The sequence below is a fragment of the Bacillus cereus group sp. BceL220 genome (assembly GCF_051776965.1).
Classification (GTDB): domain Bacteria; phylum Bacillota; class Bacilli; order Bacillales; family Bacillaceae_G; genus Bacillus_A; species Bacillus_A cereus.
In genome coordinates this window covers 279,150-292,342 of the sequence record NZ_JBPWBC010000003.1, presented here as the reverse complement: position 1 = coordinate 292,342, position 13,193 = coordinate 279,150, and the positions used below count along the sequence as shown (strand labels likewise).

The window sequence follows — 13,193 nt, the reverse complement described above, 5'->3', positions numbered from 1 at the left end:
AAAGACATCATTATGTAAAGCCGTTAACTTCCCTACGCTGGTACGAGCCAGATCAGGTCCAAAGGGTTAAGAAGTTCACGCGCTTCTCTCTCAGCCTACGCATACGTTAGGCACCCCTAGTTTATCACTGATTTAATTTTCAATACTTTCCCATCATACACTATAATCTGAAAAATTAAAAGTTTATTTCTTTTGTTTTTTATGGAATCATCCGCGTTAAATAATACGCCTGCACATACGTCATAATACCAACAATAATTACGAAGAATAAGCTATGCTTCACTGTAAAACGGAACAAATCCGATTCTTTTCCAGCAAGACCAACCGCCGCACAAGCAATCGCAATCGACTGCGGAGAAATCATTTTACCTGTTACACCGCCTGTTGTATTTGCTGCAACGAGAAGCACTTCAGATACGCCGACTTGCTGCGCTGTAATGGCTTGTAAATTTGAGAATAATGCATTCGCTGACGTATCAGACCCTGTTAGGAATACGCCAATCCAGCCTAAGAATGGTGAGAAGAACGGGAATAGTCCACCAGTTCCGGCTAATGCTAACGCTAACGTGGAAGATAGACCAGAATAGTTTGCGATAAATGCAAACCCTAGTACGAATCCAATAGATAGAATTGGCATTTTTAATTCACTTAACGTTTCTTTAAATGTCACTACTGCATCTTTTACATTCATTTTCAAAATAAACATGGAAATGATACAAGCAATTAAAATCGCTGTTCCGGTTGCCGATAATACATCAAACTTCAGAATTGCCTCGTAAGGCGTTGGTTTATTTACAATTGGCTCTGCTTTCATTACTAAATTATGCAGACCTGGAATTTCAAACTTAAATACAAGACTTTCTAAAGCCCCTCCTGGAGCGAATAATGCCTTAAAGAAACTTTGGCTCCAAATGACTACCATAACCGTTAATACGATAAATGGAGACCATGCCTTCACTACTTTTCCAAACGTTAATTTCGGCATCGATGCCGCTGTCGTTGTTGCTGCTACTTCACTATTTGCTTGCCCGGATTGATAAATTTCTTTCGGCTGCCAAACTTTTAAGAATAGCGATAAACTCACTAAACTTACTAGTGCTGACGTAATATCCGGAAGTTCTGGTCCTAAGAATGTCGCTGTAATGAACTGCGTAATTGCAAATGAACTACCCGCTACAAATAGAGCCGGCCATGTTTGTCTTACCCCTTTAAATCCATCCATTAAAAATACAATAAAGAATGGAACAAATAATGATAAGAACGGTAATTGATGTCCAGCCATTTGGCCAATTTTATGTGGATCAATACCAGTTACTTGTCCAGCAACTGTAATCGGAATTCCCATCGCTCCGAACGCCACTGGTGCAGTATTTGCAATTAAACAAAGACCTGCTGCGTATAAAGGATTTAACCCAAGACCCGCAAGAAGCGCTGCTGTAATCGCTACTGGTGCTCCAAATCCTGCCGCTCCTTCTAAAAATGCTCCAAATGAAAATCCAATTAAAATAACGAGTAGACGATGATCGTTCGTAATCGATAATACCGATGCACGAATCACATCGAATTGACCTGTTTTTACAGAAATTTTATATAAAAATACCGACATAATGATAATCCAAGCAATCGGCCATAATCCGTATAAAAAACCATATCCGGTCGCTGCCATTGCCATCGTGAACGGCATTTTATAAGCGAATAACGCTACTAAAACTGTAAGTACAACTGTAATAAATCCTGCCACATACCCTTTCATGCGGAAAACTGCTAAAGCTAAGAAAAAAAAGATAATCGGAATAAGTGCGACCGCTGCCGAAATCCAAATGTTTCCGAATGGATCATAAACTTGTGTCCATGTGTTCATTGTTCTCTCCCCCTAAAGAATCCCCTTTTAAATAGAATAACCTCATCAATAGACTATCAGGTCATCATACCTTTAAGCCTAAAATAAAAAAACGTTTAAGAAAACGTTTTCAACAACTTCCATTTATACTGTACCATAACAATTTCCATTAAAAAAGATTTTTTTGAAAATTTTATCATTTAATAAAAAAATCTTACAAAATCGTCATGTTCCTGTAATGTTCATCGATAGAAAGCTTGCAAAAATTATTGCATAATAATAGTATAACAACGGACATTATTTATGAGGTGATATATATGAATGGAAACAAAATATTAGCTGCTTTATCGTACTTTAGTGTACTATTTGCCCCTATCTTATTCCCAATTATCGTTTGGATTGTGGGGGACGCTGAAACAAAGCCACATGCAAAACGTGCTCTATGGACACACATCATCCCAAGTATCGCTACATTTATCGGCGTAGCCATTTTAGGAATTATGGGTATGGGATCTGACCAAGCAGATGTAACACTTGGAATTGGATCAATGATTGTCTTAGCTATTTGCGGAATCATCAGCTTATACTACTTCATCTGGAACATTGTAAAAGGAATTAAAGTACTGAAAGCTTAATTTTAAACAAACGTTTGTTTAAAAAAGGACCCTTGCAAATTGCAAGGGTCCTTTTCCCGATTCGTTCACTTTATCTTCTGCGTTTCTTCTTTTTTCTCATCATTTTCTTTCGGCGCGTATTCACTTTATCCGCTATAATGTGGAGCGTACTTGCCACAACAATTCCCATTAAGAACGTTACAATTTCAACCTCATGCTTCTTCGCAATTTCTATTAAATTACCATCCAGTGCGATTACATTTAATAGGAATAAAAATGGAGAAAAGACGATTAACATGTACGCAATACGAATCACATCACCAAGTATAATCGTATGCGTAAAGAAAGATCGATGCGGCATTACTTTCTTATAAGGATACCAAAATATACGTAAGAAACCCCATTTGTTATAAGCATTACTGTACGTATCTAAATCTGGTGTTAAAAATGAAGTACCTACTAAAAAACCAATTGCAAAAGTTAATAAAAAATCAAAATTTGTTAATCCATACGAAAAAAGCAAAAACAAAACAGCCGGAAGGGATATTAAGTTTATTTTCGTATGCGTTCTTCCTGATGGCATAATGCACTTCCTCGCTTACGTTCGTCCTGTCACCTTATGACAGGTTTCACCTATTGACCTAATTTCTGATCGATAAATGTTGTGTCTATATCCGAACCAAACCATTCTGCCAACTTCACTCGTGCCTTATCTTTCACATCTTCATTGACGTATAACGACACCTGTATTAGTGCGGCCGTTAACGCCCCTAAATCATCCGTATAACCAATTCCAGCAATGAAATCTGGAATCGCATCAATCGGTGCAATAAAATAAGCAAGTGCTCCAATTACAATAATTTTCACTCGTTTTGGAACATCGGGTCTTTGCAAAACGTAAAACAGTAATAAACTTGTATAAATGACCGACTGCCCTGCTTGCTTTGCAACATGTTTTACTTTCTTCCAAAACGCTTCAACTGAAAATTTTTGTTTCATGTAAAAGCCTCCCTATTTTTAAAAAGAAATAAGCTACAATATGTTATCAGTAAAAGTTCATAGAAATTACACAAAACCTATCAATGAACTTTCATTGTAACAAACAAACTAAAAAAGAACAAGTGTTCGTTAATTTTTACACAATTTCCTTCATATAATAGATTTCTAGATAACCCTTACCCATCTTCGTTTCTTATTTCTCAACAAAGAAAATTTTCACTTCCACTTAACATTCTGCTCTATCTTTGTTATATTTTCTAGTTGACGGACATATAAACGAATGTTAAAGTTTTCTCTGGTAGTGACAAATCTTATACAAAAAATGTAAAATGTTATAGTGTTTCTCAGAAATGAATTTTGTTGTATAATACAGAAATGACGTTATGCTTATGAGCAACAAAAGAAACCAAAAGGGTATGCATAGTTATAGTCGTATATGGGTGAATATAGAACCTTTAATTATGGCCAAGAAAACTATGTATTTTTTATTTTAGCATTTTTCGCTCCAAAATCGACCAAGCCTGATAGAGAAAGGGTGGAAATGAATGAAAGAAACCTTGAAATCACAATTTCAAAATGTGCGTTTCACTGTATTCGTAGCATTAGCCTTATGGCTGAAAACTTACATTATTACACGCACAAGCTTTGATTTAAAACTTGAATCTTTCATGCAAGAATTCATTTTATTCCTTAGCCCATTAGCAGCATCATTACTGCTTGTTGGTCTTGCATTATTTGCAAAAGGGAAAAAACGTAACTATATAGCACTAGGAATTAATTTTATCTTAACAATCGTTCTTGTTGGTAACGTAATGTTCTACGGATTCTACAATGACTTCGTTACTTTACCAGTACTCGGACAAACATCTAACTTCGGAAGTTTAGGTTCTAGTGTGCAAGAATTATTTAACTACAAAATTATTCTTGCATTTGCAGACATTATCATATTCTTCGTTCTGTTGAAGAAAATGAAAAACTTTGCACCTACAGAGCGTGTAGCACGCCCGATGCGTTCTCTATACTTCGTATCAACAGTTGCTATTTTCTTCGCAAACTTAGGGCTTGCAGAAGCTGAACGTCCAGAACTATTAACACGTTCATTCGACCGCGTTATGCTTGTTAAAAACTTAGGATTATATGTACACCAAGTATACGATCTTGGCTTACAAGCGAAATCAAGTTCACAAAAAGCATTCGCTGACGGTAGTAAATTACAAGAAACAGAAAACTACGTGAAAACAACACAAAGTAAACCAGATCCAAATATGTTCGGTACTGCAAAAGGGAAAAACGTAATTGTTGTCTCTCTTGAGTCATTACAAACATTCTTAATTGGCGCAACAGTTAACGGACAAGAAGTTACACCATTCTTAAACCAATTTACGAAAGAAAGTTATTACTTTGATAACTTCTTCCATCAAACTGGGCAAGGTAAAACATCTGATGCTGAATTCCTAGTAGATACTTCTTTATATCCACTAGACCGCGGTGCTGTATTCTTCACACACGGTAACAATGAATATACAGCAACTCCAGAAATTTTACGTCAGCAAGGGTATCACACGTCGGTATTCCACGCAAACAACGCAACATTCTGGAACCGTAACATTATGTATCCAGCACTTGGTTATGATCGTTACTACAACGAGCTTGATTACAAGATTACGCCGGAAACAAAATTAAACTGGGGATTAAAAGATATCGAATACTTCGATCAATCTATTGATATGTTGAAAGAAGTGAAGCAACCATTCTATACTCGCTTCCTTACTTTAACAAATCATTACCCATTCACTTACGATGACAGTACAAAATTAATCGACGAATATAATTCTGGTGATGGAGTATTTGACCGTTACATGGTAACTGCTCGTTACTTAGACGAAGCAATGAAACACTTTATTGAGCGTCTAAAAGCAGAAGGTATTTACGACAACTCAGTAATCGTATTCTACGGTGACCACTACGGTATTTCTGAAAACCATAACCGTGCAATGGCACAGTTCTTAGGAAAAGAAGAAATCACTGCATTTGACCATATGAACTTACAAAAAACACCGATGTTTATTCACGTTCCAGGTCAAAAAGAAGGTAAAACAATTTCGAAACCAACTGGTGAAATTGATATTAAACCAACTATTCTAAACTTACTTGGTGTAGATTCTACAAATGACGTTCGATTCGGTCATGACGTATTCTCACCTGATAATAAAGGATTTGTTGTTCTTCGTGACGGTAGCTTCGTTACAGATAAATACATGTACACAAACAGTACATTCTACGACCGTGCTACTGGCGAAGTTGTACAATTACCGAAAGAAGAATCTCAACCACTAATTGATCGTGCCCAAAATGAATTGAACATGTCTGATAAAATCATTGAAGGTGACTTACTTCGCTTCTCTGAAAGTAATAAGATCAAAACTGGTGAAGTAAAAACAGCTATTAAAGAAGAAAAGAAGAGCGCTGAGTAATCTCAGCCTCTTTTTTTATTTTCTTCCATACAACTACTTATATTCATTAACTTTAAAATTACATAACCTTTACCAAATATTCACATAGTATTAATGAAAAATCTCTATAATAAAATATGTAAACAAGGTTCTACATATTTCTTATCTCTCATCTTTCGTAAGATCCCTTAAAGAAATGTGTAAATCTTTTGTTTCTACTTTCTTATGATTGTCTTTCAACATGTTTTGTTTCCATACACAAAGCATTCAACGAGACAATGTCCCTATGAAAGATAGCTACCCTCCTTGTGCAGCATTCCATAAGAATGTTGCTTTTTTTTATTTAAAAGCAGGATTCTCATTCTTATTTTCGAATTTGTATATACAAAATGCTGTAAAGTGAAACTTTAATCAGCCCTCACCAATCGGGCATTTACGGGCATATGTAGAGAATTACTTACATAAAAATTACTATAGTGATTCTTATCTCGCATGAATGAAAGTTTCACGTTACTTACGTACTTACGAAAGGATGGGACGGAAATTGGCATACGAAAAATTTGTACTTTGGAATGATGAAGTTATTGATACAACAAAACAACAAACGTACATAGAACTTGAAGAAAGAGGTTTGCAGTTCGGAGATGGTGTCTACGAGGTTATTCGCCTATATAAAGGGAACTTTCACTTATTAGATCCGCACATAACGAGATTATATCGATCCATGGAAGAAATAGAATTATCGCTCCCTTTCTCAAAAGCTGAACTTATCACTTTACTTTACAAATTAATTGAAAGAAACCATTTCCACGAAGATGGCACAATTTATTTGCAAGTATCTCGCGGTGTACAAGCTCGCACACATATATTTTCATATGATAACCCTCCGACAATTTATGCCTATATTACAAAAAAAGAAAGACCAGCGTTATGGATCGAATATGGTATACGCGCTATATCAGAACCGGATACTCGATGGTTACGCTGTGACATTAAATCATTAAATTTATTACCAAACGTACTAGCTGCTACGAAAGCTGAACGGAAAGGCTGTAAAGAGGCACTTCTCGTAAGGAATGGTATTGTAACGGAAGGAAGTCATTCCAACTTCTTTTTAATTAAAAACGGAACCCTTTACACACATCCAGCCAATCACCTTATTTTAAATGGCATTATTCGTCAATATGTCCTTTCTTTAGCGAATACCCTTCACATACCTGTACAGGAAGAACTTTTCAGCGTTCGTGACGTTTATCAAGCAGATGAATGCTTTTTCACAGGCACAACGATTGAAATTTTACCAATGACCCACCTTGATGGAACCGCGATTCAAGATGGGCAAGTTGGACCTATCACCAAAAAACTGCAAAAATCTTTTAATAAAATCTTGTTACAATCCAATATGTCATCTTCTTAAACACGAATAATTTCTGTCCTTTCATATTCAATATATGCATTTAAATGGAACTCAAGGTGTAAATTTATGCCTTGATTTTTTCTTGTAATCTTTTTGTCATATTCAGATTCCCACATAAGCCTTGACAGTAATCGACATGCTCTTTAGAATTTTTAACAGTTGGTAAATATTTCTTCACTACATTACAGACAGAAAGGAATCGACAAATTATGAAAAAGTATCTTGCCGGTCTTGCGGCAGTGTCTGTAGCAGGAGGAGCAGCACCTACACTTGATAGTGTTCAAGCTGCACCTGAACAAAATACACAAAAAGCTGCTACAACTGTCCAAGCTTCTGCGTCAAACAGCTCATCTTATAAGGTAAACGCGAGCGTCTTACATGTTCGTGCGGGATCAAGCACTTCTCACGACATCATCTCACGCGTTTATAACGGTCAATCATTAAACGTGATTGGCGAAGAAAATGGTTGGTTCAAAATTAACATTAACGGACAAACAGGCTTTGTTAGTGGCGAATTTGTATCAAAAAGTGGAGCAGCAAACAACAATGTAAGCACAGGTGGAAACAATAAAGTTACTGCTGATGTATTACGTGTACGTACAGCTCCTAACACATCTAGTTCTGTTTCTGGACGTGTATATGAAGGACAAACATTAAACGTAATTGGACAAGAAAATGGTTGGGTGAAAATTAACCATAATGGACAAGTAGGTTATGTAAGTGGCGAATTCGTATCTGGCGTTTCTTCTAATGGGGGTTCTTCAAACAACAATACGAATAATAACAACCAAGAAGTAAAACCAGCAAGCGGAAACTATACAGTAAATGTATCTTCCCTTCGCGTTCGTACAGGTCCTAGTACTTCTCACACAACTGTAGGTTCTGTCAAAAAAGGACAAGTAGTACAAGTTGTCGGCGAAGTTCAAGATTGGTTCAAAATCAATTACGCAGGACAAACTGCTTATATAAGCAAAGACTACGTAACAAAAGGCGGTTCTAACGAAAACGTTACAGAAGGCAACAAACAAGAGCAAAACAATAATAATGGAACTATTCAAACTGGTGGTTCTTACGTAGTTAACGCTACATCTTTACGTGTTCGTACAGGCCCTGCCGCTTACCATAGTGTAATTGGTGGCGTTTTAAACGGTACAACATTAAACGTAGTTGGATCTGAAAACGGTTGGTTTAAAGTAAATTACCAAGGAAAAACAGGCTTTGTTAGTAGCGAATTTGTAAAATTCGTTAAAGGTGGCACTACTACTCCTGAGCAACCAAAACAACCTGAAAAACCTAACCAAGGTGCAATTGGCGACTATTACATTAATGCTTCTGCACTAAATGTACGTAGCGGCGAAGGTACAAATTATAGAATCATAGGCGCACTTCCACAAGGTCAGAAGGTTCAAGTAATCTCTGAAAACTCTGGATGGAGCAAAATTAACTACAACGGTCAAAATGGTTATATCGGAACACGTTACCTATCTAAAACACCAGTTGGAGGCGCAGTAGATAATAAGCCTAACAATAACCAAAATAACAATCAAAACAATAACAACAATAATAATACAGGCAATAATAGTGGCGACAGTTCTTCCGTACTTGCATATGCAAAATCAATGCAAGGTGTACCATACGTTTGGGGCGGAACTTCTGCTAACGGCGTAGACTGCAGTGGCTACATCTACCACGTATTTAAGAAATTTGGTCATAACATTAGCCGTCAAAGTGTTGCGGGATATTGGAGTAGCCTACCACAAACTTCAAATCCACAACCAGGTGACTTAATTTATTTCCAAAACACTTATAAATCAGGTCCTTCTCACATGGGTATTTACCTTGGGGGCGGATCATTTATCCAAGCTGGAGATAAAGGTGTAGCAATCGCTTCATTAAGTAACTCTTATTGGAAGAGCCACTTCTTAGGATACACGAAAGCACCTTAATTAATAGTTTCCAAGCCTTCTAGTTTACTAGAAGGCTTTTTGCTATGAGTTCAACATATTACTCCCTTTCTCCTACCTTCTCTCTATAAAAATAATGTATCCATTCTTCCATTTCATACACTTTATTCTGCAAAAATAATCCATAACGTTATCATAATGTATATATTCTCATAAAAAACATAACCTATTTCATGTCCATTCATTTCATATGTGTTTTTTTGAAGAATTTTCTTTTTATTTAAACTTTTCGTTAGACGTTTGACCTCCGATGTCCATTATGATAAGTTACTTAAGATGTATATTCGCAAAAGTATAGACAACTGGTTTATACACTTTTTTTACTATGAGGAAGGAGCATACACTGCATGAATCTTTTATGGGGAATTGGCGGCGTGATTGGAGTATTAGCAATTGCTTTCTTACTATCTTCCAACCGCAAAGCTATTAATTGGCGCACAATTTTAATTGCGCTAGCATTACAAATGTCATTTTCATTTATCGTATTACGATGGGATGCTGGTAAAGCAGGTTTAAAACACGCTGCTGACGGTGTTCAAGGATTAATTAATTTTTCTTACGAGGGAATTAAGTTCGTTGCTGGGGATTTAGTCAACGCAAAAGGACCTTGGGGATTTGTATTCTTTATTCAAGCACTACTTCCAATCGTATTTATTAGTTCATTAGTAGCAATCTTATATCATTTCGGTATTATGCAGAAATTTGTTAGCGTCGTTGGTGGTGCATTAAGTAAACTTCTTGGCACTTCTAAAGCAGAAAGCTTAAACTCAGTAACGACTGTATTTTTAGGACAAACTGAAGCTCCAATTTTAATTAAACCTTACTTAGCACGCTTAACAAATAGTGAATTCTTCACTATTATGGTAAGCGGTATGACAGCTGTTGCTGGATCCGTTCTTGTCGGCTATGCAGCAATGGGTATTCCGTTAGAGCACTTATTAGCAGCTGCAATTATGGCAGCTCCATCAAGCTTATTAATTGCAAAACTAATCATGCCAGAGACAGAAAAAGTAGATAATAACGTTGAACTTTCTACAGAACGTGAAGATGCAAACGTTATCGATGCAGCTGCACGCGGTGCATCTGAAGGTATGCAACTTGTTATTAACGTAGCAGCAATGTTAATGGCTTTCATCGCATTAATCGCTTTATTAAATGGATTATTAGGATGGGTTGGTTCTTGGTTCGATATTAAACTTAGCCTTGATTTAATCTTCGGTTACTTATTATCACCATTTGCAATCTTAATCGGTGTTTCTCCAGGTGAAGCTGTACAAGCAGCAAGCTTTATCGGTCAAAAACTTGCAATCAACGAATTCGTTGCATACGCAAACTTAGGGCCACACATGGCAGAGTTCTCTGACAAAACAAATCTAATTTTAACATTTGCAATCTGTGGATTCGCAAACTTCTCTTCTATCGCAATTCAATTAGGTGTAACAGGAACTTTAGCTCCTACTCGCCGTAAACAAATTGCACAATTAGGGATTAAAGCAGTTATCGCTGGTACATTAGCGAACTTCTTAAACGCAGCAGTTGCAGGTATGATGTTCCTATAAACTTATATAGAGTCTTCTCTTTCTCCAAGAGAAGACTTTTTTCATGCAATCCAAGCGTATTATATATATCTATCAAGCACCTTATCCCAAATATAAGAACATTATGATACAATAATGTTTAGATCTTTTTATTTTTCTGATGAAAATAGAAATACTACTTGTTGTTGCCCTTCAAAAGAATTTAACGACATAGTCAATTTCTTAATAATTGCGCATACTACAAGTATCTATGGATGAAATAGCTTTAAGGAGGAAAGTTTTGTGAAAGATAAGTTCTATAAAATCCTCTCTATGCGGATTCTACAAATTGTATTTTATTTTACTACTGTACATGTGACGAATTATGAGCATGCGCTCATTTTTACAATAATATACGTAATCGTAAATGTACTATTCTTATTTTTAGCTGACAAAACAGCATTTATTTTCTTCATACTAGGAACCATCATTTCCGTATTTTATTTATTTTATGAAGCATGGCTTCATTTATGGAGTACATCAGTTCAATGGCAATATATGATTACCCACTTCCTGATGGCAGCTAACTTCTTCATTGTATACATAACAACTCACCTATTGAAAAAAGTGATTCATGAAAATAAAACTTTAACTGAGCGTGTGAGAACGTTGGAACAATATATTGGAGAATCAAAATTACTAACGAGACAAGAATTCGAGAGACGCCAAGCGTTATTAACGACTGCAATGAATCGTCGTAACGAAACAGGCATTATTGTTTACTTTGATTTCACTTCCTTTAGTAAATATACGAAGGAAAGTGTTATGGACCGTGTAGCTTCCTTATTAGTTGAAACGGTAAGGAATGATTTTGACCTTGCTGCTGAATATGATAATAATACGCTAGTTATTTTATTACAAAACACAAATGAAGCTGGTGCTGATATTGTAATGAACCGCCTAAAGCCAAAAATGGAGCAATGGCTTGCAGCTGAAGCAATCCGAGATATAAAAATTTCACGTGAGCAAATTGGAAACAAAGGACAGACATTGTTATGATGACTCTCGTTATACTTCTTTTATTTCTTCTGTTTTGCGTACTCGTTTTTTGGATCAGTATCACATTTTCAATTAAATATGTACTTATTTTTACAGCCTTTCTATTCTCTGGCTTACTCGTTTACTACTCTTTCTTAACAATCGCGGGCTTAATTCACCGAAATAGTAAACGAAAAGATCGTACGCTAGAACATTATCCGAGCGTTGATATTTTCATACCTGCTCATAATGAAGGGGTCGTTATTAAAGATACTTTAGAAGCGATGGCGAAGATTGAATATCCAGGAAAGCTAACCATTTATTTATTAAATGATAACTCTCAAGATGAAACACCTGAAATCGGCGATGATTTCGACAAAGCTTATGCCCACATTCGTCACATTCGTGTTCCGTCCGGTGAACCGAAGGGTAAATCACGCGTATTAAATTACGGCCTTAGTATTTCAGATGGTGAATACTTCTGTGTGTACGATGCAGATAACCAACCTGAACCACACGCACTGCGAATGCTTGTAGAGCACGCTGAAACAACTGAAGATGCTGTTGGAGCAGTTGGACATGTTCGTACAGTAAACGAAAAAAGAAACTGGCTGACGCGAATGATTTCGCTAGAATTTCAAATCTTCCAGCTCCTTATGCAATCTGGCCGCTGGTTACTATTCCAAACAGGCTCACTGACAGGAACAAACATGCTTCTTCGTCGCTCCGCACTAGAAGAGCTTGGTGGCTATGACCCTTATGCAATTGCAGAAGATGCCGAATTAACATTACGAATTACACAAAAAGGTTATCTCTTACCAATCGTCCCAGAATCAGTTACTTGGGAACAAGAACCAGAGCATTTAAAAATCCTTATTAAACAACGTACACGTTGGCTCCAAGGGAATTTATACATTTTAGAAAAAATGTTCTCATCATTAAGTTTCTTTAAAGGAAAACTTCTCGTCCATTCCTTACAACAAGTTCTAGTGTATGTTGTATTTTGGCTATTCCTAATCATTTCGAACGTTTGGTTTGTAATTGGGCTACTCGGGATATTCCAAATTCAATATAGCATTCCACTACTATTTATGTGGTATGTCGCATATATTACATATGTTTCTCAATTATTTAGTGCCCAGAGTGTCGAACGAACCTTTACACCGACTAATATTTTTATTAGCGTTATTATGTACTTTACGTACGCACAGCTCTTTACGTACTTATTTATTCGCAGCTTAATCTTATACTTACGTGCGAAGAGCAAGAAACAAGTCATTGGCTGGGATAAGACAGTTCGATTCAAAAAAGATAAATAAAAATAAGCACAGAGCGCCGTATGCTCTGTGCT

General features: G+C 36.4%; 10 protein-coding genes and 1 riboswitch. Of the genes, 7 read left to right on the top strand and 3 right to left on the bottom strand.

Annotation, left to right across the window (positions count from 1 at the left end):
- Positions 1-12: 12 nt before the first annotated feature.
- Positions 13-128, bottom strand: a riboswitch (TPP riboswitch).
- 71 nt (positions 129-199) lie between these two features.
- A complete protein-coding gene (gene lldP, locus ACS2FK_RS10490) occupies positions 200-1,861 on the bottom strand; it encodes an L-lactate permease (protein ID WP_063549075.1) in 1,662 nt (553 codons plus the stop codon).
- Positions 1,862-2,157: 296 nt separating this feature from the next.
- On the opposite strand from lldP, the gene ACS2FK_RS10485 reads away from it, so the two are divergent.
- Positions 2,158-2,475, top strand: a complete 318-nt coding sequence (locus ACS2FK_RS10485) for a DUF4870 domain-containing protein (protein ID WP_001014096.1) — start codon at positions 2,158-2,160, stop codon at positions 2,473-2,475.
- Between the two features lie 70 nt (positions 2,476-2,545).
- Here ACS2FK_RS10485 and ACS2FK_RS10480 read toward each other — a convergent pair whose 3' ends face one another.
- Both ACS2FK_RS10480 and ACS2FK_RS10475 read right to left on the bottom strand, forming a co-directional pair.
- Positions 2,546-3,037, bottom strand: coding sequence for a metal-binding protein (locus ACS2FK_RS10480; protein ID WP_063549077.1), 492 nt, complete (start codon positions 3,035-3,037; stop codon positions 2,546-2,548).
- 50 nt (positions 3,038-3,087) lie between these two features.
- Positions 3,088-3,453, bottom strand: coding sequence for a YkvA family protein (locus tag ACS2FK_RS10475; protein WP_000810378.1), 366 nt, complete (start codon positions 3,451-3,453; stop codon positions 3,088-3,090).
- A 545-nt stretch (positions 3,454-3,998) separates the two neighbouring features.
- Here ACS2FK_RS10475 and ACS2FK_RS10470 point away from each other — a divergent pair.
- The 6 genes from ACS2FK_RS10470 to ACS2FK_RS10445 all read left to right on the top strand — a co-directional run bounded on the left by ACS2FK_RS10470 (position 3,999) and on the right by ACS2FK_RS10445 (position 13,161).
- Positions 3,999-5,927 (top strand): LTA synthase family protein, encoded by a 1,929-nt coding sequence (locus ACS2FK_RS10470; protein ID WP_063549079.1) that lies wholly within the window; start codon positions 3,999-4,001, stop codon positions 5,925-5,927.
- Positions 5,928-6,438: 511 nt separating this feature from the next.
- A complete protein-coding gene (locus tag ACS2FK_RS10465; RefSeq protein ID WP_075717958.1) occupies positions 6,439-7,323 on the top strand; it encodes a D-amino-acid transaminase in 885 nt (294 codons plus the stop codon).
- A gap of 209 nt (positions 7,324-7,532) precedes the next feature.
- On the top strand, positions 7,533-9,269 hold the full coding sequence (locus ACS2FK_RS10460) for a C40 family peptidase (RefSeq protein ID WP_063549081.1): 1,737 nt from the start codon (positions 7,533-7,535) through the stop codon (positions 9,267-9,269).
- Between the two features lie 365 nt (positions 9,270-9,634).
- On the top strand, positions 9,635-10,846 hold the full coding sequence (locus ACS2FK_RS10455) for a NupC/NupG family nucleoside CNT transporter (RefSeq protein ID WP_001051020.1): 1,212 nt from the start codon (positions 9,635-9,637) through the stop codon (positions 10,844-10,846).
- A 261-nt stretch (positions 10,847-11,107) separates the two neighbouring features.
- Entirely contained in the window at positions 11,108-11,863 is a 756-nt protein-coding gene (locus ACS2FK_RS10450) for a diguanylate cyclase (protein ID WP_063549083.1), read from the top strand.
- Complete coding sequence (locus ACS2FK_RS10445; protein ID WP_000988755.1) at positions 11,860-13,161, top strand: glycosyltransferase family 2 protein; 1,302 nt, start codon at positions 11,860-11,862, stop codon at positions 13,159-13,161. The genes ACS2FK_RS10450 and ACS2FK_RS10445 overlap by 4 nt, the downstream gene beginning before the upstream one ends.
- Positions 13,162-13,193 lie beyond the last annotated feature (32 nt).

Bases quoted from the DNA above. Each gene is read 5' to 3' on its own strand.
- lldP (WP_063549075.1), bottom strand. From the start codon at position 1,861: ATGAACACATGGACACAAGTTTATGATCCATTCGGAAACATTTGGATT.
- ACS2FK_RS10485 (WP_001014096.1), top strand. From the start codon at position 2,158: ATGAATGGAAACAAAATATTAGCTGCTTTATCGTACTTTAGTGTACTA.
- ACS2FK_RS10480 (WP_063549077.1), bottom strand. From the start codon at position 3,037: ATGCCATCAGGAAGAACGCATACGAAAATAAACTTAATATCCCTTCCG.
- ACS2FK_RS10475 (WP_000810378.1), bottom strand. From the start codon at position 3,453: ATGAAACAAAAATTTTCAGTTGAAGCGTTTTGGAAGAAAGTAAAACAT.
- ACS2FK_RS10470 (WP_063549079.1), top strand. From the start codon at position 3,999: ATGAAAGAAACCTTGAAATCACAATTTCAAAATGTGCGTTTCACTGTA.
- ACS2FK_RS10465 (WP_075717958.1), top strand. From the start codon at position 6,439: ATGGGACGGAAATTGGCATACGAAAAATTTGTACTTTGGAATGATGAA.
- ACS2FK_RS10460 (WP_063549081.1), top strand. From the start codon at position 7,533: ATGAAAAAGTATCTTGCCGGTCTTGCGGCAGTGTCTGTAGCAGGAGGA.
- ACS2FK_RS10455 (WP_001051020.1), top strand. From the start codon at position 9,635: ATGAATCTTTTATGGGGAATTGGCGGCGTGATTGGAGTATTAGCAATT.
- ACS2FK_RS10445 (WP_000988755.1), top strand. From the start codon at position 11,860: ATGATGACTCTCGTTATACTTCTTTTATTTCTTCTGTTTTGCGTACTC.